Genomic DNA, 25109 nt, shown 5'->3' with positions numbered 1-25109 from the left:
TGGTTCAGTCGTCTTTCCGATCGTTTTTCTCGTGGAAATATGCCGCATTCCACACCATTCCCGGCGGTATCACAGCGCGCCGCCGCAGAGCCCAATGATCTTTGGCTCCAATTTCTTGGGCGAATGTCGCCACCATATCCACCGAGGCGGCAAGCACCGGCTGATCTCGGAAAACAGATCCAAGCCGGCGGGGCCGCCAGAGATGTAACGCAGGCTCCTGCTCCTGATGAGGCAACGCACCAACAAGCCGCTGGTGGACCGATGCCAGGCTGCTTTCAATGGGAGTCAGGCCTGCGTCCAACAATCTCCGGCTCAGCCGAAAATGCAGAGCGCTGGCCCGTGGCACCGGCAAGGCTCGCTCGGCATCCGCTCTCCCGGTCAACCAATGAAGGAAAAGAACGCTGTCGGACAGACTCGGGAATGCTGCGTACATGTTTCGCGCAATGGTCTCTCGATTTCGGTCCCCGAAGTCGGTTTCCCGGCTCGCGATCGCATGCCATGCAAGCGCGCCAAGAACCGGGTCGATCCATTTGCCGTAGGCAGCTTCGCGGATGAGGTGAACGTCCGGAGAAGCCGCCGCATTTAGCATGCGGGCGCCGATCGCAATGGCACGCGAAGTGGCGCTCCGGCCATGATATGTCCGGTCGAAGCCGGGGGACAGCGAGGCAATCGAGAGTTCGAAACGGCCGCCGGCCCGAACAACAATTCCAACGCACGCTACGCGGTTCGGAATGAGAGGAACGGCAAACTCGAGTGCGCCCCAACCCGGGACCCGAAGCCGCGCGAGATTTCTGTCGGGTACGCCCTTGAAGATATCATGGTCTCTTTCCACGACATGAGGCACCGAGAAGACGGCGAGATCTTCGCTTTCCGCAAAATATCTGGTTGCCGTCGATGTTTCCGTGATTGTCAACCTCGCAGACCTGATGCTCGGCCTCTGTAAATCCCCCCAGTTGCCGTCGGTGGCCAATGCGACACTGATTGGAGTATGGTTCCTTTCAATGGGTGTGGTTCTTAGCCACGGGATGCGAAGTCTCTCCAGGGCGTTTGTATCGAAGGCCTTCAGCGCTACCAACGGCAGCAGGCTGGTCAGAACCGCTCCCTGGATCGGGCCCATTGTTCCGGACAAATCCAAAGCGGGGTTCTTCGCCGACGGGGCAACCAGTGCTGCCGGCGACCAGTTTTGCCCCTGAAGCGCGGCGGGCATGGAGGCGATCAGGCGCAGCGTCACCGTGGTCTGCGCAGGCAGATCAACGTCGATGGAGCCGAGCCGTTCTCCTGCCAGTTCCGCTTCGACTTTCCACAGGCCCGGTTGAAATTTGGCTTTGGCCTGCCAACTGCGCCCCCCTGCCAACGCGCTAGGCCTAAGGGTCATTGGAGCCATGGAAGTGACATATGGGCTCGCCGAAAAGGATATGGTGGGTTCTCCGCATTCGATCTTGATCCACGAAATCGACGTTTCTCGGCGCTTGATCTCCACCAGCCCCGTCCGTTCGGGGATGTCCTCCAGGAGCGCGGTATTCTCTTCTGACAGCGATTCAAGCACCGCCTGCCGCGGGCTGACCGCGACCGTGATTTCGTCCACCTCTCGCGTATCGATCACGGTGCTTGCCGGTGTAAGCCTCTCCCAGTCTCCAGTGTCTGTGAGCTTCGCCTCGAAACGGAACGCGGCTGGCGGAAGCGGGCGAGACTTGCTGTGAGGCGGCCATTGCGCCGCAACCATTCCTTCCCGTTCAAGTCGCGCCGAAATCGCCTGCAGGGCCTCCGCAGGGTCGACTTTCAACGAGACTTCACGGGGCTGAGGAGCACGGGCGCCTGTGAGCGCCTGGATGGGTCGCGGAGGCGGATGCGATTCAAACTCGATGCGCGGGAGCTTGAACTCCCTTTCCCATTCCGCCATTCCGCCTTCGAGCCTGGCCCGTGCGTAGTCGCAAATCGAACGATGCGTCACAACCCACGAGCCTGCCTCCGGATCATACACCGCAGCTCGTCCCTGGCCGGTGAGCCCCTCGAGAAGCTCTCGTGTAAACACGCTGTTCTGGCCCTTGATGGCCGCGGCCTGGGCCAGCGGTGCTACCGCGTAAAGAAGGGCGCGGCGTCGAACCTCAATCGCTGCCAAGTCGCCCCATGCCGTCGGCGGCACGACCGGGCGAACCGGCGCATCCGGCAAGTTTCTGCATGCGTCGATGATCCAGATCTGCTCAGTCGGGCCGCGCATCCGGAACCGTTCCAGCAATTCCTCGACGTCGATCATTTTTCCGCCGTCGCGCCCGAAATTGCGCATGCCATGGCACAGCAAGACCGGCTTTAAGGACGACGCTCCGGGGCTTACCCGCCAGCTGGCACCATGTCCGGAAAAATAGACGAGAAGACGGTCGCAAGGTTCTTCCTGGTAGTAGAGAGGCTCCAGAGCGGCGAGTATGGCCTCCCTCGAAGCCGGGCCATCTGCATTCGAACCGTCGTCAATGAGCACCGTGATGTCATGCGGCGCGAATATCCCGTTGGAGACCAGCGCGGCACACACGTCACGAGCGTCCTTGGCGGGAGCTGTGAGCGGATTCAAGTCATAGCCCTGCACGCCGATCAAGATCGCTCGCTGACTCATGCACCCCCTCGATTGTCACGCGAATGGCAACTGGTCGACCGCGTCGACACACGATCGATTTGATTCACCGCGTTCGCTGAGACAGAACGTCATCAATACCCAAGCGATTGAACAATACCCTTCGGTTTGACTTCAGGGAAGCAGGTAATTCTCCAAGTAACGAAGAAATTTCAGGCAATTTTCATTGGCGGCTTCGAGCTTTTGCAATGAGCCACCGATGAACTGGATGTTGGAAGCCCGATAGGTCAACAAGCGCGCAGGCGCGGTCAGAGCTTGACTGGTCAAGCCTCTTCGGCTGGATGGCTGCATTCACCGACTTCGCCTCCTGAGCAATCAACGTCCATATTGGATTGAGATACGCAGGCAATATAGTTGAATATGGTAGAAATGGCCGGCCAAGGCTGGGAACGATCAGAAGAAGACACCCGCGGCTAGCAGCCACTCCGCAACGCAAAAAGCCCGGGCACCGTAAGGCGCCCGGGCAATCCGTTTCGTGTTACGCGGCTCGCTTCTTGGCGACGCCGGCGGCGGCCTGTTCGATGAGCTTGGCGACGGCGGCGGGATCGGAGACGTAGACGGCGTGGCTGCCGGGCACTTCGACCGTCGTTGCTCCAGCGCGGGTTGCCATCTGGCGCTGCGCCGGCGGCGGGATCATCTTGTCGTCGCTGGCGACGAGATACCAGCTCGGCTTCACCTTCCAGGCCGGAGCGGTGACCTTGCCTTCGAGCGCCGGGATGCCCCACGGAACCTGCGAGTCGGCCATGAAGGCGGCGAGCGAGGGGCGCACGTCAGCGGCGAAGGACGCGGCGAACTTCTCCTTGTCGAGCATCAGGAAGCCGTCGACGGGCGGCAGGATCGGCGGCACTGGAGCGCCGGGAGGCGGGTTGGCGATCAGGGTCGAAACCGATTCACCGGCATCGCCGGCGAAGGCCGCGATATAGACGACACCGGCCACTTTGGGATCGGTGCCGGCTTCCGACACCACGATGCCGCCATAGGAATGGCCGACCAGGATGACGTCGCTCTTGGCTTCGGTAATGGCGCGCTTGGTGACGGCGACATCGTCGGCGAGCGAAGTCGTCGGGTTCTGGACGATGGTGACGTCATAGCCGTCCTTCTTGAGGATCTGGTAGACGCCGTCCCAGCCGGAGCCATCGACGAAGCCGCCATGCACGAGGACGACGGAATTTGCTGCGTTGTTCGACATTTGAGTTCTCCTTTTCAAAAGCGTTGTTGCGGGTTGGTTGGTTGTTTGGTCGGGTTCGGTAAACGTTTGTTGCAGGAGGACTATGCGCCGGCAGCAGCGGGCGTGCTTTGAGGGGACATTCAGGACCGCTTGATTTTCCCTTGAGATCGCTTTGATTTTGCGCTCAAGACGCGGCTAAAGTGTCTGACTGGCCATTTCCGGACGATTTGGAGACAGCAATTTGTCGTATTGTTTTGAGGATTTTGCTCTGGATGGCGAGCGGCGCGAATTGCGCCGCGGCAATGAGCTGGTCCCCGTTGAGCCGCAAGTGTTCGACCTGCTGCAGTTTCTGATCCGCAACCGCGAGCGGGTGGTGAGCAAGGACGATCTGGTCGATGCGGTCTGGCAGGGGCGGATCGTTTCCGACGCAACGCTTGCCAGCCGCGTCAACGCCGCGCGCAATGCGCTTCAGGACAGCGGCGAGGAGCAGCGTCTCGTGCGCACGATCCTGCGCCGGGGCTTTCGTTTCGTCGGCACCGTGCGCGAGGAAGGCGGTGCCGAGACGACCGCATCGGCACCGGTGCAGCAAGCAAAGCCCGACCACGGCATTCCCGCCCGCCCCTCCATCGCCGTGCTGCCCTTCGCCAATATGAGCGGCGATGCTGAGCAGGATTATTTTGCCGATGGCATGGTCGAGGACATCATCACCGGCTTGTCGCGTATCCGCTGGCTGTTCGTGATCGCGCGGAACTCGAGCTTCACCTACAAGGGCCGCGCGGTGGACGTGAAGCAGGTCGGGCAGGAGCTCGGCGTGCGCTATGTGCTGCAAGGCTCAGTGCGCAAGGTGGGCAGCCGCGTGCGCATCACCGGCCAGCTGATCGACGCCGAGGACGGCAGCCATCTGTGGGCCGAACGCTACGACCGCGAGCTGACCGATGTGTTCGCGCTGCAGGACGAGATCACCGTCAGCGTCGTCGCGGCGATCGAACCCAATCTGCGCCGCGCCGAGATCGAGCGCGTCAAGCGCACGCGCCCCGACAGTCTCGATGCCTACGATCTGCTGCTGCGCGCGCTGCCGGATGTCTACACCTTCATGCCGCAGGGCGCCGCCAAGGGCTTGCCGCTGCTCGACCAGGCACTCGCCATCGAGCCGAACTACGCGCTAGCGCACGGCTTTGCCGCCTGGGCGCATCAGACCCTTTACCTACGCGGCGGCTTGCTGCCGGAGCATCGCGACAAGGCAGCCCGCCATGCCCATGCGGCGATCGAGCACGGTCCGGGCGACGCCATGGCGATGGCGCTCGCCGGCTTCACCATCGGCATGGTCGAGCACGACCGCAAGCTCGCCGACGCGGCATTCGCGACGGCGCTTTCGCTCAACGCCTCCTGCTCCTTCGTCTACGCCTTTGGCTGCGTGTCGGTGGCCTATGGCGGCGATGCGGCACGCGCCATCGACTGGGGCGAGCAGGCGATCAGGCTCTCCCCGCTGGATGCCATGAACTGCGTGCCGCAAGGCATTATCGGCTTCGGCAATTTTCTCAACGGCCGCCACGAGCAAGCGGTCGCGGCAGGCCGGCGGGCGGTGGAGATGACCCCCGGCTTCAGCATGCTGCATGGCTGGCTGGCTGCGCCGCTGGCCAGGCTCGGCCGGCTCGACGAGGCCAAGGCGTCGGCCGCGCGCCTGATGGCGCTCGACCCGCATTTTTCCATTGGCCGCTGGTCGGCGGCGGTCGGACTGGCGCCGAAGATTGCCGGCGAGGTGACCGACGCGATGCGGCTGGCGGGGTTGCCGGAGTAGGCGGCCCCTGCTCGGCTTGATGGGTAGCCAGGAGGATCGGAATGGGTCTCGACGCAGCGGTTTTCAAAAGTGTCCCGACGATGGAGCGGGAGTTTCCCGGTTACCGCTTTCAACGAGAGCCGATGACGGGCGAATGCGAAGTGATCCATCCGGAGGGTGTGAATCTTACCCTCGACGCAGTCAAGGCTTGCCATTTCCGTGTCGGAAACATCGCCCAAGTCGGCTACCTGCGCGAGCGGATAGCCGACAATATCGGTGAAGGATCGGCCTTGGAACGGCTTGTGCTTTATTCCGGCAGTCATTGCGGAGATGTTATCGAGGAGCCTGGCTTCGGTGAACTTGAGCGCGAACTAAAGATCATCGTATCGAGCCCCGATCCCGATGTGCGGGATTTTGCAGTTGAGCTAGCGGAGTTGATCCGCGTCGCTCGACGCGAGAAAAACCCTATCGTGTTTTGACCGACAGCATCACCGGAGCCCCGCCATGACCCTCACCAACCGAGACCTCATCGAGCTGACCGAATGGCGGCGGAAGCTGCATCGGCAGCCGGAGATTTCCAATGAGGAGGAGAAGACCGCGAAGGAGGTTGTTGCCTTCCTCGCTGATACCTCGCCGGACAAAGTGCTGACCGGCCTCGGCGGCCATGGCGTGGCAGCCGTCTATGACAGCGGTCGGGCAGGGCCGACAGTGCTGTTCCGCTCGGAACTCGACGCGCTGCCGATCGAGGAGCTTTCGGGCGTCGACCATGCCTCGCAGGTATCGGGAAAATCGCATATGTGCGGCCATGACGGCCATACCGCGATCCTCGCCGCACTCGGCCGCCAGCTTGGCCGCGAAAGGCCGGCGCGCGGCCGCGTCGTCTTGATGTTCCAGCCGGCGGAGGAGACCGGCAATGGCGCGGCCGGCGTCGTTGCCGATCCGCGCTTTGGCGAGATCGCGCCGGACTTCGCCTTCTCGCTGCACAATCTGCCCGGCGTGCCGTTTGGCGAGGTGCGGCTGAAGCCCGGCGTGGTCAACTGCGCGTCGCGCGGCATCCGCATCGTGCTGGAGGGCAAGACCGCGCATTCGTCCATGCCCGAAACCGGGGTGTCGCCGATGCCGGCGATCAGCCAGCTGATGCCGGCGCTGCCGGCTCTCGGGCGCGGCACCTTTGCCGATGACGATTTCAGCATGGTGACCGTCACCCATGCGACGATGGGCGAGGCCGTGTTCGGCATTGCGCCCGCCCACGCCGAGGTCTGGGCGACGCTGCGCACAAGGCGTGACGAGCGCATGGCGGAGCTGGTCGCCGCGGCGGAAGTGCTGGCCACCAGGATCGCGGTCGAGCACCGCCTGTCGGTCCGCTGCGATTATCACGAGATCTTCGTCGCCAGCGTCAATGCGCCGGATGCGGTGGAGCATCTCAACCGCGCGCTGGACGAAGAAGGTGTCATGCGCAGCGAGGAAGCCCTGCCGATGCGCGCCTCGGAAGATTTCGGCATTTTCGGCCACAAGGCCAAGTCGGCCATGTTCTTCCTCGGTGCCGGCGAGCGTACCCCTTCGCTGCACAATCCGGACTATGATTTTCCCGACGATCTGATCCCGATCGGCTCGAAAATCTTCATGCGCACGGCGCGCAACCTTTTGGGCTGAGCGGCGCTCCGAAATCCCGAAGCTGCCTTTTTGCGGCTCGAATCATCTTGTAGTCGCCGTCCTAAATTAGGAGGGGCTTGCGGATGAGGATTGCAATGGTCGTCGCGTTGACCGCGACAGTGGCGGGATGCGTCAGTTCTCCGGTCCAGTACGGAGCCTCGCTGTCGCCGCAGGACCCGAAATGGGCGACGCCGGAATGCCAGCAGGCGCGCACGGATGCCATGAACTACGACCAGCGCGAGAAAGGGCAGCCGGGATGGGGCTTCGGCGTGCTGCTTGGGCCCTACAGCATGGGCCTCGTCGCGGCGGCAAAGGAGCATCAGCAGCAGCAGCGAAGGCTGATTGCCCGCCAGATGCATCTGCAGTGCTCGAGCCTGCCGCTGCCCAAGGACCTGGACTTCGATCCGCAAATCTACGCGCCAAAGCCGGCGAAATATCCGTAGGGCGGGCGCCCCCTCCTAGCTGGCGCAATCGCATAAGTCAGCGCCAGCCCCCACTCCGTCTCGGCTTCGCCGAGCCACCTCTACCCCCATGTACATGGGGGAGAGGAAACCCAAGTTTTTTGGGTGCGAGGAAACCCAAGCCTTTCAAGGCTGCGACCCCGGCCATTGGCGTTTCCTCTCCCCCACGAATGTGGGGGTAGAGGTGGCTCGGCGAAGCCGAGACGGAGTGGGGGAACGCTCTGTGTGATTTGCACTTGCCCGCTCACACCAACCTCTGCCCGCCATCGATATGGATGGTCTCGCCGGTCATGAACTCATTGCCCATCAGATAGAGATAGGCCGGCGCCACATCCGCCACTGTCGCGACTTTGCCCGCAGGCAACCCTTCGACCACGCGCTGAAGGCGGTTTCGAGTTTTTACGTGGTGTACCCGCCGGAAGCGATCAGGCAGCGCAAGGTGAAGGCGTTCCGGGATTGGCTGTTTGCGGAGGTGGGGTAGGGATGCTCAGGTGATCGCCGTTTGCGGCGTGGTGTCGCTGGTCATCTTCTGCTGGATCGCGATGATGGTCGCAACGGCTCTGAGGTTTGCGGAGCCCGTGATGCTGTTTTTCGGGCGCTGGCGGATTCACGTATCGGTGTAGGAAGTGGCCTGTCGACCGGCCCGCGCCGCTCGGGTAACAATGACTGTCTTTTGGCGAAAGGGGTCCAATGCGGCATGTTCCCATCGTGATGCAGCCTTATGGCGGCGTCGCGAACAGGATGTTCCAGTACATGTTTTGCCATGTGCTGGCCAAGCGCATTCCCGGTGGCTATGTCTGCAACGCTGACCTGCCGGAATGGTCCATTGCCAGGGTGCAGCCGCCCTTGTTCTGGAAATTTCGATTGCTGCGGATCGATGGCTATCACCGCTACGACCTCGACAGCATCACTGCGGCGTTCCGCGAAAAACGGGCGCGAAGCATCCGCTTCAAAGGCTTCGCGCAGCGGTTGGGCTATTATGACCGGGATGAGGTTTCCGGGCTGTTTGACGGACGCGCGGTCGACGCGCCGACCTATGGCGACGATTTTGTTGTCATTCATGTGCGGGCCGGCGACATCCTCGACGGCTTCCACCGCAACTATTGCCCGATGCCATTCGGCTTCTTTGAGACACTCATCAAGGAGAGCCGCCGCAAGCCGGTCTTTGTCGGCCAAACGCATGACGACAATGATTATTGCCGGCGCTTGCGGCAGCGCTTTCCCGATGCTGTTTTCGCGCCGAAGGCGTCGCCGGTGACGGATTTCGAGACGCTGCGCCGGGCGAGCTATCTCGTCACGGGGGTCAGCAGCTTCTCCTGGCTGGCCAGTTGGCTGTCGTCGGCGCGCACCATCCATCTGCCGGTGGCCGGCATATTCGACCCGCGCATCAGGCCCGATATCGACCTGCTTCCGCTTGAAGACGCCCGCTATCGGTTCCACCAGTTCGACATGGGCGACTGGACGGCCTCTTCCGAGCAGCTCGCAGCCTTCTATGGTGATGCGATTCCGTTCCGGCAGGTCGAGCCTCGGGCGGCAGCCGATGGCGCGGGGAAAGCGTTGCGATGAGAATTCCGTTTTCGGTCAAAAGGCCGGTGATCTGTGCGATCATGAAGCTGGAGCAGCCCTATGTGATCGAGTGGGTCGCGTGGCACAAGCTACATGGCTTCGACCTAATGATCGCCGACAACTGCAACGCCGGCCCGCAGACGGCGGTGCTTTCGGCGTTGCGCGATGCCGGCTGGATCCGGCTGGTTGACTGGCGGCACGATACGGTGCTGCCGCAGCGGCGGGCCTATTCCTATCTTTACTGGCAGGCGCTGCTGCACGGTTACCGCTATCTGGGCTTCATGGACGCCGACGAGTTCCTCGAGCCGCTCGACGGACCGCCCTGGAGCGGAGCGGAACTGGTCCGCTCGCTGTTGAGCCGGCCCGGCGTGCGCAGCGCCGCTTTTCGCTGGGTGAATTTCGGCAGCGACGACAAAGAGGTCTATGACGATGAACTGGTGACGGTGCGGTTTCAAAGGCGCGGCACGCATGTCGCCCCGACCGCGCGCTGGAAGAAATCGTTTGCCCGCGTGTCGTCGGTCCTGCGCAAGGCGCTGCGGGATCCAAAGCTGCTCATGCCGCACCCGCACGGCTTCCGCATCTCGCTGCGCCGGACGCTGGTCGACGGCATGACGCTCGACAAGCACCCGGCCGCCATGCCGATGGAATGGAAGGTCGGCTGGATCCGCCACTATGCCGTGAAATCGAAGCAGGAACTGGCTGACAAGCATGCCCGCGGCGGCGGCTTCACGCCGTCGAGCGAGGCACCGTCGCTCGAAGAGTACAGGGCGTCGAGAGATCAGAACGATATTTTTGATCCGCTCGACGATGCGACGGTCAGAACCTTGCGGGCAAAGGTCGCGGAAATCGTCGCATCGCTCGACCCGGCGGTCATCGCCCAGACGCGGCCGCTGTTCACGCAGCGGGGCTGAGGAAAAGCGGCGCGGTGGCCATGCCGTAAAACGACATCGAGGCGCGGCGCTCGGCATTTGCGGCATCAAGCCGCCAGCCGGGCGCACGGGTGAACAGCGCTTCGATCATCGCCGCGATTTCGATGCGGGCGACGTGCTGGCCGAGGCAGACATGCAGGCCGGTGCCGAACGTCATCGACACGGCCGGCTGGCGCGTGAGGTCCAGCCGGTCGCCATGCGGGAAGACGGCATCATCGCGGTTGCCGCTGCCGAGCACCGGTACGACCGCTTCGCCGGCCGCAATCCTGATTTCGCCGAGGTCGATGTCTTCCGCCGCGATGCGGGCGACGGCGTATTGCACCGAGGCACCATAGCGAAGCAGTTCGGCCGCGGCGTTGCTCCAGTCGACTACGCCGCGCTCGAGCAGCGCGCGCTGTTCGGGGAAACGATCCAGGGCGACCAGGGCGTTGCCGAGAGCATCGACGACGGTTTCCTGTCCGGCAAACAGCATGAAGACGACGTTGGCCACCATGTCCTCGCGCGACCAGCGGCCCTCTGCCACCTCCCTCACCATGCCGGCGACCATTCCATCCGGCCGATAGGCTTGTCGGGCCAGCCGCTCCTCGACAAAAGCCTGGCATTCGCCATAGGCCTCGGCGCTCGCTGCTGCCGGCTGCTCCTTTCGCAGGTCGAAGGCGGTGGCTATGCGGCGGGTCACCGATTTCAGTGCCCAGGGGTCCTCAATCTCAAGGCCGAGAATTTCCTGCAGCAGCCAGAAGGACACCGGCACGGCGAGGCCGGCAACGGCGTCGACGCGGCCTTCGGCCAGCGCCTGGTCGACCAGGTCACGGCTGAGCGCGCGAAGACCCTCCGACAGCACGTCGACGGCCGGACGAGCGAGGTAACCGGCGACCGGCCGGCGGAGCCCGCCATGCCGCGGCGGATCGGCGAGCAGCAAAGACCGGGTAAGCAGCGCCATCGCCGCCTGGTCGACAAGCTTGCGTCGTACCTCTTCGTACTGGCCCGGCGGCGCCTGCAGCAGAGCGGGATGCTTCAGCGCGCGAGACACCAGTTCATGGCTGAAGACATAATAGGCGTCCGCAATCTCGGGATAGGGTGCCGTGCCGCGCGCGACGCCGCCGCCGGCACGCATGCGGGCAAAATGCGGAAACGGATCGTCGCCGAGCACGAACGGATCGAAAAACGGAATCGTCATGAAGCGGCCTGCACGTGTGTCATTCATCGAGGTCCTTGGCACTGAGATCCTTGGCTGAAATGACCCGAAATCCCCCCGATGCTGCGTCCTGCGGGAAGAAATCCGGCATGACATAGAGGAACTCGCACTCAAAGGCGCGATAATGCAGACGGAGCAGCGGATCCCGGATGATTTCTTCCAACGGCGGTCTTATGCTGGTCTCGTTCCAAAGGTCGATGGTGGCGCGGAACTTCGGGTCAGCCTTGACATGGTCATCGTCGTCGCCCGGGGAACCGGCATAGGACGAGCAGCGGCCATCGCCGATCAGCCAGCGGGCGCCGAGGCGTCGGCCGTGGCGTTCCATCTCCTTCAGCAGCCGGATCGCCGTGTTGGAGCCGCGATGGCTCGGCCGGACGCACAGATTGTAGGCGTAAAGAGCGTGGACCGGCTCGCTGCGCGGCAGTGACGCATAGGCATCGAAATTTGCCGGGAACTCGGCCCGCACCAGCGGGTCCTGGCTGGTCTCGGTAAAGCAGATGGTGCCGGCGAGCACGTTGCCATCGATTGCTCCGAACATGGTATGTCCGAGTGCCAGCCGGCGGCGAATGGTTGCCTCGCTCGCTTGTAGCGGGGCGGCCCAGGCGGCAGCCTCAAGCTCCATCAGCAACGGCATGTCTTCCATGTCTAACCGGCGGATGGGTACCGCAACATTGTCTACATTCATTTGTCGGCTGCCTCGACTTTTAGCGCGCTATATGGTGCATTGCAGGTCTTGCAAATGCGGTTTGCAGCTTCACGGAAACGCCAGCCAGTTCTATCTCTTTTTGACGTGTCTCCGGAATGAGAACCATTTCACGGTTTTCCCAAAACCTGTCTAATCATCATGGTTCCCCTTTGCAATTACATACGGATAATGGGATCGCATGATATTTTATGTGGCGCATAGGGGGCACGCCTACACCCAGGCAGTGGTGCTGCTTTATCATCGGACCGACCTGCAGGCGTCGTTCCGGCTGGTGCACTATGAAGATGCCGGGCTGCTGCGCGGCGTTCGCGCCGGCGTCGTCATCTGGTCCGACATGGACCGGCTAAGCACCGACGAATTGAGCCGCGCCGCCTCCATCAGCGCCGAACTGGCTGAGAAGACAGGCCTGACGCAGCTCAATCACCCGACCGCCAGCCTGCAGCGCTTCGACCTTTTGCACATGCTTCACGCCGACGGCAGCAACGCTTTTCGTGTGTTCAGGCCGGGCCAATTGAAAGATCCGGTACGGTATCCCGTTTTCATTCGTGACGAGGTGGGGGCGCTCTACAAGGAGCCGCCGCTGCTGCACGGCCGCCCGGCGCTGGACGCCGCGATCGCCCTGTTGGACGGCAGCGATCTGGTGCGGCCGATGGTGGTGGAGATGATCGGTACGCCAGGGGCGGACGGCTACTACCGGAAATACGCTGCCTTTCGGGTCGGCGATACGATCTATGGGCAGCACTGCGCGATGTCGAAATCATGGTTCGTCAAGAATTCGCCCGAGCGGTTGCTGCCGGCGCACATCGAAGAAATCAGGACCTACGCTGCTGCCAATCCGCATGCCGAAGCGGTCATGCAGGTCTTCGAAAAAGCCCGCATGCAGTATGGCCGCATCGACTACACCTTCGTGGACGGCAGGCTTGTGGTGTTCGAGATCAACAGCAACCCCACCGTGCTCAGCGATCCGCCGACGCCGTTCGCCAGCTATGACCCGAAACCCTTCGCCGACCGTCATGCCGACGCGCTGCTGGCGCTGCCTCAGGCGAGCGCACCGGACACGCTGCCCGCGATCGACACCGCCCACCGCGCGGCGCTGGCGACGTTGCGGCGGCAGTATCAGGTGAGGCGGCTGAAGCTGATGCTGCGGAGGGTGCTGAAGCGGGGGAAAAGAAAATAGCGCAGCCCTGACGCTGCTCGATATATGCAAGCGCGTGCCCTCGTGCGGTGGCGGCTTCTCCTCGCCTGCCTGGAACCAAACCACACGCTAAATTGTTCCAGTTTGATTCGACGCCGACGAGCCCTGCCGGTTGGGTGAGCGGCGATCTTGTGGAGTTCTCATCATGACCATCTCATCCAGCTTTCGTTCGCTTGCGGTTGCGGCCATCGCGACTGTTGCCGTCAGCGCTGCCAGTGCCGCGCATGCCGACAGCGCCACGATCCGCTTTTCCGTCTACAAGGCGGCCTTCTTCGTCGGCGGTTCCGGCGGCGAGGGCACGCTGACCTACCATGGCCGTTCCTATCCGATCTCGATCGGGGGCGTCTCGGGCGGCTTCGCCTTCGGCGTTTCCAAGACCTATTTCCGCGGCACCGTGCGGCACATCCGCAGGGTCCGCGATGCGACCGGGGTTTACGGCGCGGCCGGCGGTGGCGGCGCGATCGGCAAGGGTGCGCAGGTGATCGTCATGACCAACGACAAGGGCGCCACGCTCGAGCTTACAGGCCGGCAGGTGGGGCTGCAGGTGAATGCGGATTTGAGCGGGATCGCGATTTCGTTGAAGTAGGCGGGTGGCAGTTGCGGCCGTGATTGTCCGGTGTAGGACAATCGCGTAGGGCGCTCCCCCTCACCGTCTCGGCTTTGCCGAGCCACCTCTCCCCCATTTCATGGGGGCGAGGAACCCAAGCTTTCAGTGGCCGCGACCTCTAGGATTAGCGTTTCCTCGCCCCCACAAAGTGGGGGAGAGGTGGCCGCGCAGCGGACGGAGAGGGGGTTGGCGCTGCCGTATGCTCCGCCCCCTACCTCTCCTCCACAATCCGCAAATACGCCGCCGTCACGAACAGCACGATCAGTCCGAACAGGATGCGCCTCGCGCCCTCCGGCATCTGCAGGATCGTCAGCAGCGTCGTCAGCACGGTCAGGATCAGTGCGCCGATGATGGTGCCGGTGTAGCCGCCGCGGCCGCCGAAGATGGAGGTGCCGCCGATCACGGCGGCGGCGACCGAGGGCAGCACCAGCGGTTCGGCAAGCGACAATGAAGGGGCCTTGATCAGGCCGATATAGAGCAGGCCGGTGATGCCGGCGAGCACGCTGGAGGTGACGTAGAGCGCGGTGATGACCTGCCAGTATTGCACGCCCGACAGGCGGGTCGCGCGCTCATTGTCGCCGACGGCGTAGAGCAGGCGGCCAAAGCCGGTGCGGGCAAGCGTGAAGACGATCAGCGCCGCCAGCGGCAGGAACAAAAGCAGCGCGTTGGGGAAGCCCCACGTCACGCCGGTGCCGAGCCAGGCGAGGAAGTCGGGGATCTTGGCGCCGGACGCGATCACCGTACGCTGGTAGACCTGCAGGCAGCCGGTGCCGATCAGGCTGGTGCCCAGCGTCATGATCAGCGGGTGGACGCGGAAGACGCCGACGCCGATGCCGTTGACGAGGCCGATCAGCACCGCCGGCATCATCGCCAAGAGGAAGGCCACCGCCGGGTCCTGGTTGACCACTTGCGTCGCCATGATGAAGGCGCTCATCGTCGCCACCGTGCCGACCGAAAGGTCAATGCCGCCGGTCAGCATGGTCATGGTCTGACAGCCGGCGAGGATCGCCAAGGGAATGGCGAATTTGATGGTGTTGGCGATCCAGCGCTCGTTGACGATGCCGGGACGCAGGATCTGCAGGATCGCCACCAGGATGACGAGCAGGATGATCAGCGGGATGAGAGGGCGATCGGCCATGAAGCGTTTTACGCGGCGGCCGAAGGGGATGGATTGAGGAGTAATCGCGGTTGTACTCATGACGCTGCCCTTGCTCGCGATGAGGTTTGCCAGGTGCGGTAGGCGGGCGAGGACGGTGCTCTACGGTGCCCCCCTCTGGCCTGCCGGCCATCTCCCCCTCTAGGGGGGAGATTAGCAGCTTCGGCGCCCTGCTCTTTCCTGCAACTTTGAAAATTGGCGAAAGCCAATGCGAAGGCTGATCTCCCCCCTAGAGGGGGAGATGTCCGGCAGGACAGAGGGGGGCGCGAAGGATCGCTACCCTTATCTCGATGTCCCCTCATCATCGCCGCCCCCGCATCGTGATAAACGCGCCGAACATCACCACCGCCACCATGATCAGGCCCTCGATGATCGCGGTGACATTCGGGTCGATGGCAAGCAGCGTCAAATCCGTGCGCACCAGGCGCAGCACGAAGACGGCGACGATGGGGCCGAGCAGGCCGCCCTTGCCGCCGCCGAGCGCGACGCCGCCCAGCACGACCGCGGCGACGCTGGCGAGCAGATAAGGGCCGGGGATGGGGGCGCCGATGCCGGTGCTCATGGTCAGCGCCAGGCCGCCGAAGGCTGCGAACAGGCCCGACAGCGCATAGGCGATGATGCGGGTGCGCTTGACCGGCACGCCGGAGCGGAAGGCCGCCAGTTCGCTGGAGCCGATGGCATAGATGGAGAGGCCGAGGCGCGAGCGTCGCAGCGGTATCCAGATGATGCAGAGGCAGACGATCAGCACCAGCAGCGCCTTGGGCAGCCAGGCGTCGATGGCGTCGGGCAGGCCGGGGATCGGCACGGTGCCGGAGATCAGCGCCTTCAGCCATTCGGCGATGCCGCCGCCCGGCGCGTCGAGCACCAGCAGGGCCGCACCCTGCAGCACGAACAGCATGGCAAGCGTGACGACGATATCGGGCACGCGGGTGACGACGATCAGCAGGCCGTTGAGTGCGCCGAGGGCAAAACCCATGGCGAGCACGAAGGGCACCACGAACAGGGCGTATTCCTCTGAGGCGCCATTCATCATCGATGCCGCGGTGACGCTGGTCAGCGCCATCATAGCGGCGACCGACAGGTCGATGCCGCCGGCGATGACCACCACCGTCTGCGCGGCAACGGCGAAGGCGTAGGGCAGAACAGCGCGGGCGAGCGAGCCGAAGTCGTTGCTGCCATAGGCCGGCTGGATGATCCTGGTGGCGATGAACAGCACGATGAGGAGGGCGAACAGGCCGACGACCCAGCCCTGGCGGCGCAGGAAGTGGCTCATGGCGACGTCTCCGGGGCATCGGAGGCATGGGCGGTGGGATCGGCCAGAATGCCGATATCGGCCTTGGCGCCGCGCGGCAGGCCGTAGGCGGCGCGCATCAGCGCCGGCTCGTCGGCCTCCTCGACGGGGAAGATGTCGACGAGGCGGCCGCCGAAGATGACGATGACGCGGTCGCAGACGCGCTGCACCTCCTCCAGCTCCGAGGTGTAGAACAGCACCGACTTGCCGTTGCCGGCGAGTTCGCGCAGCAGCTTGTAGATCTCCTGCTTGGTGCCGACATCGATGCCGCGCGTCGGGTCGAAGCACAGGATGGTGCGGGCGTCGGCCGCGATCCAGCGGGCGATGGTCACCTTCTGCTGGTTGCCGCCGGACAGGCGCTGAACCTCGCCTTGCGCGCGGGTGTCGATCTGCAGCCGCTCGATGGCGCTGAGCACGGTTGTGCGCTCGCGGCGCATGGCGATCGGCCCCCAGTTGCGGAGCGCCGCACTGAAGGGCAGCGCGATGTTTTCGCGCACCGAGCGCTGCATGGCGAGCGCTTCGGACCGGTCGCCCGGCACATAGGCAATGCCGGCGCGGATGGCATCGATCGGGTGCGAAAATTTCACGGGGGCGCCATCGACCTCGATCGTTCCGCCGGATGGCCGGATCGAGCCGGCAAGGGCGGCGAACAATTCATCCTGGCCCTGGCCTTCGAGCGCGACGACGCCGGCGACCTCGCCATCGGCGAGATCGAAGGAGACATCGCTGAGCTTGGTGCCGACGCGCAGATTGTGCACGGCCAGCCGCTGCCGGGCGGCGGCGGGCGCGGCCTTCTCCGTGGCGCTACGGCCGGCGACATGGGTCTTGACGATGCGGGTGCCGAGCATCAGCTCGACGATCTTCTCCTCGACGCCAGGCACGATGTCGACGACGCCGACAGTCTCGCCGTCACGCAGCACGGTGGCGCGGTCGCAGAGTGCGGAGATTTCGACGAAGCGGTGCGAGATGAAGATCACCGCGCGCCCCGAGTCGCCCTGGCGGCGCACCACTTCCAGCACTTTTTCGGCGAGGTTGGCGGGGAGTGCTGCCGTCATTTCGTCGAGCAGCAGCACGTCGGGCTCGACGGCAAGAGCGCGCGCAAGGTCGAGCACGCGCAGCACGGCCAGCGGAATGTCGCGCGCTGTGTCGCGCAAATCGAGGTCGGCAATGCCGAGCTCGCGCACCCAGGCACGGAACGGCTCGACCGGCGTGCCGGTGAGCCGCAGGTTGGACAGAACGTCGAGATCGGGGATCAGCGACGGCTCCTGGTAGACGGGCAATAGGCCGGCGCGGCGTGCGGCGGCGGGCGAGCGAATGTCGCGCGCCTCGCCACGGATCAGAATGTGGCCAGCGTTCGCCGGAATGGCGCCGGTCAGGATTTTCACCAGCGTCGACTTGCCGGCACCGTTGGCGCCCATCAAGGCGTGGACCTCGCCCGGCAGCACGGAGAGCGATGCGTTGCGAAGCGCGGCAACCGCGCCGTAGTTCTTGGCGACGCCGGTGGCGTCGAGGAGGGGGCTGGTGGTCAAATGGTTTGGGTCTCGATTTGTGTGGTCAAATAACTGCGAATGTCAGCGCCGCCCCTCACTGTCCTGCCGGACATCTCTCCCCGTAAACGGGGAGAGAGAAGCTCGCCGCGGCACTGGCGCCCTTCCTGCAACGTTGAAGGTTGGCGAAATCGGCGACGAGCGTCCCTCTCCCCGTCACTATACGGGGAGAGGATGCCGGCAGGCAGGTGAGGGGCGGCGCTGACGGATGGTCAGCTAAAACTGCTTACTCCCCCGGCCCCTTGCAAGCGATGATCTGCTCCTTCGTATACGTCGTCCACTCAGGGATCGAGATCGAGACCGGCCATTCCGGGCTCAGCGACGGGTCGGCCGCTGCCTTCAGCTTGGCCTTGCCTTCGTCGGTGGCGTTGTCCCACAGCTGCGGGTCGACCAGCACGGTCTGCTGCGCCGGCTTCTTGCCGTCGAGGATCTGCAGCGCCAGCGTCACGCCCGCACCGCCGATCGAGCCGGGGTTGGTGACGGCAGCGCCGACGAGGCCCTTGACCGAGCTCAGTTGGCCGACGAAGCCGGCATTGTCGGCGCCGACCACCGGCACCAATGGCGCCTGCGATTCGACCAGCGCGTCGACGATGACGTTGTCGATACCGGAGGTCCAGACGCCGTTGAACGGCGTGCCGGTGGCTAGGAACGACAGCATCTGCTGCTTGGCCTGGTCCTGCTGCCAGCCGGTGAAGACCTCCTGCGCGACCTTCACGTCGGGGTTTTCGGCCAGCGCCTTCTTGAAGCCTTTGTCGCGATCAGAGTCGGCCGAAGCGCCGGCGGCGCCGCGCATGTAAAACACTTCGCCCTTGCCGCCCATCTGCTGGAACAGCCATTTGGCGCCGAGATAGGCATACTGCTCCTGGTTGTTGGAGATGATGTAGGCCGATGGCTCGGTGACCGCCTGGTCGACGGCTACGACGACGATGCCGGCTTTGGTGGCTTCCTCGAGGCCCGCCTTGATGCCGGCGGGATCGGCGGGGTTGACGACGATGGCGTCGACCTTGGCGCTGATCAGATTGCGGATGTCTTCGAGCTGGCCGGCGGCGTCGGTGTTGCGGTGGGCGATGTTGAGCTTGGCGACCTCGCCGGACGCCAGCGCCTGCGCCTTCATGGCGCAGACCATTTCCTCGCGCCAGCCATTGCCCTGCACGGTGTTGGAAATGCCGATCGTGTATTTGCCTTCCGCAGACGAGACGCCCACCGAGGCCAACAAGGCAGCGCCCGCAAGCAGCGGGACCATGGTCAGTATTTTCTTCATGTCAGTACTCCTCCACATTGTTTTCAGTTTCAGGGCCTGACCCTTTGGCAGGATCAGACCAAGCCATTGCCTCGTCATTTGACGAAGGGGCGCAGCACGTCGCGGGCAAGCAGGAAACCGCGCTTCACCTGATCGTCGCTGCCTTCAAAGCGCCTGTCTTCGTGTTCGATGATGACCGAGCCGTCGTAGCCGGCGCGGTAAAGGCCGGAGAAGAAGCCGCTCCAGTCGACATCGCCCAACCCGGGCATGCGCGGCACCTGCCAGCCTATCCCGGCCGAGAGGATTCCGCGCTCGTAAAGTCCATCATGATCAATCATCAGGTCCTTGGCGTGCACATGCAGCATGTAGGGGCCGAATTCCCTGATGAAGCGGCCCTGGTCGATCATCTGCCAGACCAGGTGCGAAGGGTCGAAATTCATGCCGACTTCTCCGCCCCATGCCTCCAGGATGCGGCGCCAGATCTGCGGCGAATAGGCGATGTTGTGCCCGCCCGGCCATTCGTCATAGCTGAAGATCATCGGGCAGTTCTCGAAGGCAAGTTTTATACCGTGGTCGCGCGCATAAGCGACGATCTCAGGCCAGACTTTCAGCGCGTCCTGCCAGTTGACGTCCACTGTCTTCGAGGCATCGCCGCCGCAGAAGGTGTTGACGACGGATACGCCCATGTTGGCGGCCAGCACGATCACCTTCTTCAGATGGCCGATGACGGCCTCGCGATGCGCAGGGTCTGGGTGCAGCGGGTTGGGATAATAGCCGAGGCCAGAGACCGTCAGCTTCTTCTGCGTCAACTCCGCGACGATCTCTTTCGCCTGCGCGGGTGAGGTGGAAGCGGTATCGATATGGCTGGTGCCGGCATAGCGTCGCGTCGCGCCGGATGTTTTCGGCCAGCAGGCGATTTCCAGCGCCTCGAAGCCAGCCGAGCTTGCCCAATCGGCGACCTCGGCAAGCGGCGTCTCCGCAAATGGCGCGGTGAGCAGTCCAAGTTTCATAGTGCCTCCCAACCCCTATAATGCCGATTGTTTGGATCGCTTCAACCGTGCGGCCTCATCTTGTTCCAGACTGTGCCGGACGGCCGCCATCGGATCGTCCGAAAGCAGGTCGCCCAGTGCCGAGGTGACGGCCGCACGGAACGTCCCGTCAGCCGCGAGGGCGGGGTCGAAAATCGTGTCGATGGCCAGGATCGCCGAAGCCAGCGCTCGCGCATCATGGCCGGTCGCATCGGCGATTGCGGCGACTTTGTCCGCATAGGGATCGGAGACCGGCCAGCGTTTACCGAAGCGGTCAGAGGCCTGGATGAGATAGGCCATCCAGCCGGCGACCGGCACCGACAAAAGGCCGATGCTCTCACCCTGGCTCAGACGGTCACGGATCGGGTTGAGCAGGCGCTGGACGATCTTCTGCGAACCGTCGGTGGCGACCTGGTGGTTGCGGTGGCGGATCGCCGTGTTCTTCAGCCGGCCGAGGCTTTGCTCGACATAGGCGAGGGGCAGGATGCCGGATACCGGCATCAGCGTCGGCACAGTTTCTTCGACCAGCATGCGCCTGATGAAGTCCGACAGCAGCGGGTCGGCCATGGCATCCGATGTGTGCTCGAGCCCGGCCAGCTCGCCAAGCGTGGCAAGCGTCGTCTGGGCGCCGTTCAGCACCCGCATCTTGAGATGCTCGAACGGCGTGACGTCGTCGACGAAGGTGGCGCCGACCAAATCCCAGCGCGGCATGCGGCCGGCGAATTTTTCCTCGATCACCCACTGCCGGAACGGCTCGCCGACGGCGACGGCGGCATCGCGGTAGCCGAACCATTGTTCGACGCTGTCGAGGTCAGCCTGCGTTACCGCCGGCGCGATGCGGTCGACCATGGAAGACGGGAAGGCGACATTGGCCGCGATCCAATCCGCCAGCCCATTGCCGCGCCTTCCGGCAAAACTGCGCACGACATTGCCGAGGATGATGCCGTTGGCTGGAATGTTGTCGCAGGACAGCAGCGTCAGCGGTCTTCCATGCGTGGCCATGCGCAGCTCCAGCGCCCGCACCAACAGGCCGGGCAGGCTGCGCGGCGTCTCGGGGTTGGCGAGGTCGTGGACGATATCGGGATGGGCGAGATCGAGTTCGCCGCTCGACGGGATATGGCAATAGCCTTTTTCCGTAACCGTCATCGTCACCAGTTCGATGTCGGGTGAGACCAGCACGCCGAGCGCCGGCGCGGCACTCTCCTGGCTGTCGACCACCCTGACGATGCTGCCGATGACGCGCGCCTCAATATGGCTGTTTTCGCGGATCAGCCGCGTGTAGAGGCCGCTCTGCCGTCCCAGCGTGTCGGTGAGGCTGGGCGGGCGGATGTTGATGCCGACGATGCCCCAGCGGTCGAAGCGCAGCGAGATGAGGTCGTCGGTGTACTCGGCCTGATGGCAGCGATGGAAGGCGCCGACGCCGAGATGCGCCATGCCGGGCGAGAGGAGCGTGCGGTCGTAGGACGGTGTCTGCACCGACGCCGGCAAACGATCGAGCAACTCCGGCCCGAGTGTCTCAGCGGAGGCGCTCACCGGTTCGCCCCGATTACCGCCTGCTCCTGGTCGATCACCGCGCCGGTCATCGGGCCGGCAGCGTCGGAGAGCAGGAAGACGGCGAGGCTGGCGATGTCGGTCGGCGTCAGCAGCCGTCCGAAAGGCTGCGCGGCATTGGCCTTGTCGAGCCAGCCTGGGCCATTGCCCAAAGTCTCGGCCTGCATCACGCGTTCGGCTGGCGTATCGGTCCAGCCGACATTGATGCCGTTGACGCGGATGCGGTCGAAGCGGTGGGCGTTGGCGGCGTTCTTGGTCAGCGTCGCCAGCGCGCCCTTGGTGGCGGAATAGACGGCGAGTTCCGGTGAGCCGCAATGGGCGTTGATCGACAGGATGTTGACGATGGCGCCGGGCTCCCCGCGCCTCTTCATGTCGGCAATCGCCGCCTGCATCAGGAAGAACGGCGCGCGTGCGTTGACAGCGAACAGCGCCGCCCAGTCGTCGAGGCTGGCGTCGAGGAAGGAGGCGCGGTCGGTCAGGCCGGCGGCGTTGACCAGCGCATCGATGCGGCCGAAGCGCTCGATGCAGGCCTGCGCCAGAAGGGCAGGGGCTTCCGGATCAGCGAGGTCGGCGGCAACGAAGATGGTCGGCGTGCCCAATTGCGAGAGCTCGGTCGCCACGGCCTTGCCACGTGTTATCTCGCGCCCAGTGACGAGAAGGCCGGCCGCACCGGAGCGCGCCAAGGTCTCGGCGATCGCACGGCCAATGCCTTGCGTCGACCCGGTGACCAAGGCCACCTTGCCGTCCAGCCGGATCTCCATTCCTCCTCCCGGGAACAAAGTTTCTATTTTTAGAAATATGGAACGCTAATTCTGGATAGTCAATTGTGCCAGCGGCAGCTCATTCGCCGCGCCGCGCCGCCACCCCATGGACCAGCGCCATCCCCACCGCGAGCGACGCCGCCAGCGAGCGGAAGCCGGCGAAGTCGGATTCCACCACTTCCAGCCAGGCGTCCGACAGGCGGATCAGTGGGCTGAAGGTGCTGTCGGTGACGGTGACGATGCGGGCCTTGCGTTCATGCGCGACCGCCACGAGATCAGGTGTGATCGAATTGTAGGGACTGAAGGAAACCGCCAGCACGGCATCCCGGCCGCCGATGCAGCCGATCTGGTCAAGTGCCGAGGAGCCGACATTGTCGACCAGCACGTTGCGCACGCCCTGCTGCGACAGGGTCAGCGACAGATAGGCGGTGACCGGAAAGGCGCGCTTGGAGCCGATGACATAGATCAACTCGGCGTCCGCCAGCAGCGCCACCATCTTGTCGAAACTCTTGACGTCGAAGCCGGCCTCGATGCGGCCGAGCGAGGCCTGCGATGCCCCGACCATGCCGTGCAGGAAATGCAGGTTGGGCTCGGTCTCGGTGCGCGGCTCGCCGCGCCCTTCCGGCCACGATCCCTTGACGTGCTCCTTGAACAGGCCCTGGAAATCCGAAAAGCCGGAATAGCCGAAAATCTGGGCAAAGCGCACCAGGGTCGAAGGCTGCACACCGGCCTGTGCCGCCACCTGTGCGATGGTGCCGAGCGCGACGTCGCTCGGATGCTGCCACAGGAAGATCGCCACCTGGCGCAGCCGCTTGGGGAAATGCACCGTGCCCGACGACAGCACCGCACGCAGCTCCTCATAGGTCTGCGGCTGGATGTAGCCGAGTGCGGCCAGCGAGCGCCCGCGCTTGCGCGTCGCCGCCTCGTCGGCGATCGATCGTCCCGATGCCTTGCTTGCCCCACTCATGATTTCAGGCTAGCGCGATACGATCGTTTTACAATATGAAAATTGGAAATCGTGTTCGAAAGCGGTTGGGTTCGGCGTGGTTGGGCGGAAGCCTTTACAACGTCGTCATCCTAGGGCGAAGCAGGGGCGAAGCTCCGTCGCGGAGACCCTGGGATCCATGCGGCGACAGTTGTCGAGGAATGCGACGGAAGAGAAGATTCTGAACCGTCGCAACGCCTTGAAGTCACGGCATGGATCGAAGCCACAGGTGGAGGAGCTTGAAATGGTCTACGCAACATCGGATGGATCGGCGGGCAAGCGGCTCAGGGTCGGCATGGTCGGCGGCGGGCGCAATGCCTTCATCGGCGCCGTGCATCGGCTCGCCATGCGGCTGGACGACCAGATCGTGCTGGTTGCCGGCGCGCTGTCGTCGGACCCGGAAAATGCTGCCGCCTCGGCCGCCGAGATCGGCATCGCGCCGGAGCGCAGCTATGCGGATTATCGCGCCATGGCCAAGGCGGAAGCAATGCTGCCGGACGGTATCGAGGCGGTCGTCATCGTCACGCCCAACCATCTGCATGCGCCGATCGCTACGGCCTTCCTTGAAGCCGGCATAGATGTGATCTGCGACAAGCCTCTGTCGACGACGCTGGATGAGGCGCAGGCGCTGGTGGCGTTGGCGAAGGCGAAAAAGCGCCGCTTCGTCGTCACGCTCAACAACACCGGCTACGCCATGGTGCGCCAGGCGCGCGAGATGGTGGCCGCTGGTGAGCTCGGGCGTATCGTGTCGGTGCACGGCGCCTACATCCAGGACTGGCTGACGAAGCCGATCGACGCCGAAGGCCAGAAGCAGGCGGAGTGGCGCACCGATCCGGCGCGCGCCGGGCAGTCGGCGGTGCTGGCCGATATCGGCGTGCACGCCTTCAACCTGGCGAGCTATATCTCCGGCTGCGAGGCTGAAGCCGTGTCGGCGGATCTGTTCACCGCCGTGCCCGGGCGCCGGCTCGACGACAACGCGCATGTGCTGGTGCGCTGGACGGGCGGGGCGCGCGGCACAATCCTGGCCAGCCAGACCTCGCCCGGCCACTACAACGATCTGTCCGTGCGCATTTATGGCGACAAAGCCGGGCTCGAATGGTCGGGCTGCCGGCCGGAGGAGTTGCGCTTCTCATCCTATGGCGAAGAAACCCGCACGCTGGTGCGCGGCGGCCATGGCTCGACGGCGGAAGCCCAGCGCGTGTCGCGCATGCCGGCGGCGCATCCGGAGGGCTATATCGAGGCCTTCGCCAATTTCTACCGCGACGCCGCGGATATCATTCGCGCGCATAGGTCAGGTGGGGTGGTCGATGCGGCGCGGGCGGCGCAGGTGCCGGATGTTGTGGATGGTGCGCGTGGGGTGAAGTTTGTTGCGGCGGCGGTGGAGTCGAATGCGGCTGGTGGGGCGTGGACGGCGGCACGGTTTGGGTGAAGCGGGGATGATGGGCTGCTGTCGTTTAGCGGCAATGGCAATCGCCTACGGCGTTCCCCCACTCCGTCTCGGCTTCGCCGAGCCACCTCTCCCCCACATTCGTGGGGGATGAGGAAATCCCAAGCTTTTTGACGAGAGACGAAAACCCAAGTCTTTCGATGCCGTGACCCAGGCGGTTAGCGTTTCCTCTCCCCCATGAACATGGGGGTAGAGGTGGCTCGGCGAAGCCGAGACGGAGTGG

Annotated in this window: 22 protein-coding genes; 9 read left to right on the top strand and 13 right to left on the bottom strand. The window is 64.1% G+C overall.

Annotated elements, in window-relative coordinates; translation table 11 throughout:
* Positions 1–4 precede the first annotated feature (4 nt).
* From AC1DYC_RS16040 to AC1DYC_RS16030, 3 genes are all read right to left on the bottom strand, one after another.
* Positions 5–2605, bottom strand: a complete 2601-nt coding sequence (locus AC1DYC_RS16040) for a caspase family protein (RefSeq protein WP_477407756.1) — start codon at positions 2603–2605, stop codon at positions 5–7.
* Between the two features lie 132 nt (positions 2606–2737).
* Positions 2738–2914, bottom strand: a complete 177-nt coding sequence (locus AC1DYC_RS16035; RefSeq protein ID WP_477407754.1) for a hypothetical protein — start codon at positions 2912–2914, stop codon at positions 2738–2740.
* 187 nt (positions 2915–3101) lie between these two features.
* On the bottom strand, positions 3102–3812 hold the full coding sequence (locus tag AC1DYC_RS16030) for an alpha/beta fold hydrolase (protein ID WP_477407752.1): 711 nt from the start codon (positions 3810–3812) through the stop codon (positions 3102–3104).
* 220 nt (positions 3813–4032) lie between these two features.
* On the opposite strand from AC1DYC_RS16030, the gene AC1DYC_RS16025 reads away from it, so the two are divergent.
* From AC1DYC_RS16025 to AC1DYC_RS16000, 6 genes are all read left to right on the top strand, one after another.
* Positions 4033–5589: a winged helix-turn-helix domain-containing protein gene (locus AC1DYC_RS16025; RefSeq protein WP_477407750.1), complete on the top strand. Its 1557-nt coding sequence runs from the start codon at positions 4033–4035 to the stop codon at positions 5587–5589.
* Positions 5590–5630: 41 nt separating this feature from the next.
* Positions 5631–6047 carry a hypothetical protein gene (locus tag AC1DYC_RS16020; RefSeq protein WP_477407748.1) on the top strand — a complete coding sequence of 139 codons (417 nt, stop codon included), beginning with the start codon at positions 5631–5633 and terminating at the stop codon, positions 6045–6047.
* A gap of 25 nt (positions 6048–6072) precedes the next feature.
* The gene (locus tag AC1DYC_RS16015; protein WP_477407746.1) at positions 6073–7221 is read left to right on the top strand and encodes an amidohydrolase; all 1149 of its coding nucleotides are present in this window, start codon (positions 6073–6075) and stop codon (positions 7219–7221) included.
* Between the two features lie 83 nt (positions 7222–7304).
* Positions 7305–7664 (top strand): hypothetical protein, encoded by a 360-nt coding sequence (locus AC1DYC_RS16010; protein WP_477305312.1) that lies wholly within the window; start codon positions 7305–7307, stop codon positions 7662–7664.
* A 708-nt stretch (positions 7665–8372) separates the two neighbouring features.
* Positions 8373–9248: an alpha-1,2-fucosyltransferase gene (locus tag AC1DYC_RS16005; RefSeq protein WP_477407744.1), complete on the top strand. Its 876-nt coding sequence runs from the start codon at positions 8373–8375 to the stop codon at positions 9246–9248.
* Entirely contained in the window at positions 9245–10159 is a 915-nt protein-coding gene (locus AC1DYC_RS16000; RefSeq protein WP_477407742.1) for a hypothetical protein, read from the top strand. Before AC1DYC_RS16005 ends, AC1DYC_RS16000 begins: the two co-directional genes overlap by 4 nt.
* On the opposite strand, the gene AC1DYC_RS15995 is transcribed toward AC1DYC_RS16000, so the two are convergent.
* Together AC1DYC_RS15995 and AC1DYC_RS15990 are read right to left on the bottom strand one after the other, a co-directional pair.
* Positions 10143–11354: a cytochrome P450 gene (locus tag AC1DYC_RS15995; RefSeq protein WP_477407740.1), complete on the bottom strand. Its 1212-nt coding sequence runs from the start codon at positions 11352–11354 to the stop codon at positions 10143–10145. The genes AC1DYC_RS16000 and AC1DYC_RS15995 overlap by 17 nt on opposite strands.
* Positions 11355–11373: 19 nt before the next feature.
* On the bottom strand, positions 11374–12057 hold the full coding sequence (locus AC1DYC_RS15990; protein WP_477407738.1) for a GNAT family N-acetyltransferase: 684 nt from the start codon (positions 12055–12057) through the stop codon (positions 11374–11376).
* 199 nt (positions 12058–12256) lie between these two features.
* On the opposite strand from AC1DYC_RS15990, the gene AC1DYC_RS15985 reads away from it, so the two are divergent.
* On the top strand, positions 12257–13255 hold the full coding sequence (locus AC1DYC_RS15985) for a hypothetical protein (protein WP_477407736.1): 999 nt from the start codon (positions 12257–12259) through the stop codon (positions 13253–13255).
* 163 nt (positions 13256–13418) lie between these two features.
* Positions 13419–13859 (top strand): hypothetical protein, encoded by a 441-nt coding sequence (locus AC1DYC_RS15980; protein ID WP_477305332.1) that lies wholly within the window; start codon positions 13419–13421, stop codon positions 13857–13859.
* 232 nt (positions 13860–14091) lie between these two features.
* Here the strand turns inward: AC1DYC_RS15980 and AC1DYC_RS15975 are convergent, their stop codons facing one another.
* The 8 genes from AC1DYC_RS15975 to AC1DYC_RS15940 form a co-directional block, all read right to left on the bottom strand.
* Positions 14092–15078 carry an ABC transporter permease gene (locus tag AC1DYC_RS15975; protein ID WP_477305334.1) on the bottom strand — a complete coding sequence of 329 codons (987 nt, stop codon included), beginning with the start codon at positions 15076–15078 and terminating at the stop codon, positions 14092–14094.
* Positions 15079–15337: 259 nt separating this feature from the next.
* Positions 15338–16309 carry an ABC transporter permease gene (locus AC1DYC_RS15970; protein WP_477407734.1) on the bottom strand — a complete coding sequence of 324 codons (972 nt, stop codon included), beginning with the start codon at positions 16307–16309 and terminating at the stop codon, positions 15338–15340.
* The gene (locus tag AC1DYC_RS15965) at positions 16306–17856 is read right to left on the bottom strand and encodes a sugar ABC transporter ATP-binding protein (protein WP_477305338.1); all 1551 of its coding nucleotides are present in this window, start codon (positions 17854–17856) and stop codon (positions 16306–16308) included. The genes AC1DYC_RS15970 and AC1DYC_RS15965 overlap by 4 nt, the downstream gene beginning before the upstream one ends.
* Before the next feature lie 244 nt (positions 17857–18100).
* Positions 18101–19135 carry an ABC transporter substrate-binding protein gene (locus AC1DYC_RS15960; protein WP_477407732.1) on the bottom strand — a complete coding sequence of 345 codons (1035 nt, stop codon included), beginning with the start codon at positions 19133–19135 and terminating at the stop codon, positions 18101–18103.
* A 74-nt stretch (positions 19136–19209) separates the two neighbouring features.
* On the bottom strand, positions 19210–20124 hold the full coding sequence (locus AC1DYC_RS15955) for a sugar phosphate isomerase/epimerase family protein (protein WP_477407730.1): 915 nt from the start codon (positions 20122–20124) through the stop codon (positions 19210–19212).
* 15 nt (positions 20125–20139) lie between these two features.
* Positions 20140–21675, bottom strand: coding sequence for a mannitol dehydrogenase family protein (locus AC1DYC_RS15950; protein ID WP_477407728.1), 1536 nt, complete (start codon positions 21673–21675; stop codon positions 20140–20142).
* Positions 21672–22454 carry an SDR family oxidoreductase gene (locus tag AC1DYC_RS15945; RefSeq protein WP_477407726.1) on the bottom strand — a complete coding sequence of 261 codons (783 nt, stop codon included), beginning with the start codon at positions 22452–22454 and terminating at the stop codon, positions 21672–21674. The genes AC1DYC_RS15950 and AC1DYC_RS15945 overlap by 4 nt, the downstream gene beginning before the upstream one ends.
* 79 nt (positions 22455–22533) lie before the next feature.
* Positions 22534–23421, bottom strand: coding sequence for a MurR/RpiR family transcriptional regulator (locus AC1DYC_RS15940; protein WP_477407724.1), 888 nt, complete (start codon positions 23419–23421; stop codon positions 22534–22536).
* Positions 23422–23683: 262 nt separating this feature from the next.
* Between AC1DYC_RS15940 and AC1DYC_RS15935 the strand changes: the two genes are divergently transcribed.
* Positions 23684–24868 carry a Gfo/Idh/MocA family protein gene (locus AC1DYC_RS15935; protein WP_477407722.1) on the top strand — a complete coding sequence of 395 codons (1185 nt, stop codon included), beginning with the start codon at positions 23684–23686 and terminating at the stop codon, positions 24866–24868.
* The last annotated feature ends 241 nt before the right edge of the window (positions 24869–25109 follow it).

This window comes from Mesorhizobium sp. P2_E7 (genome assembly GCF_056403855.1).
Note: the sequence above shows the minus strand (reverse complement) of the source record. Positions and strands in the feature narration are given on the sequence as shown.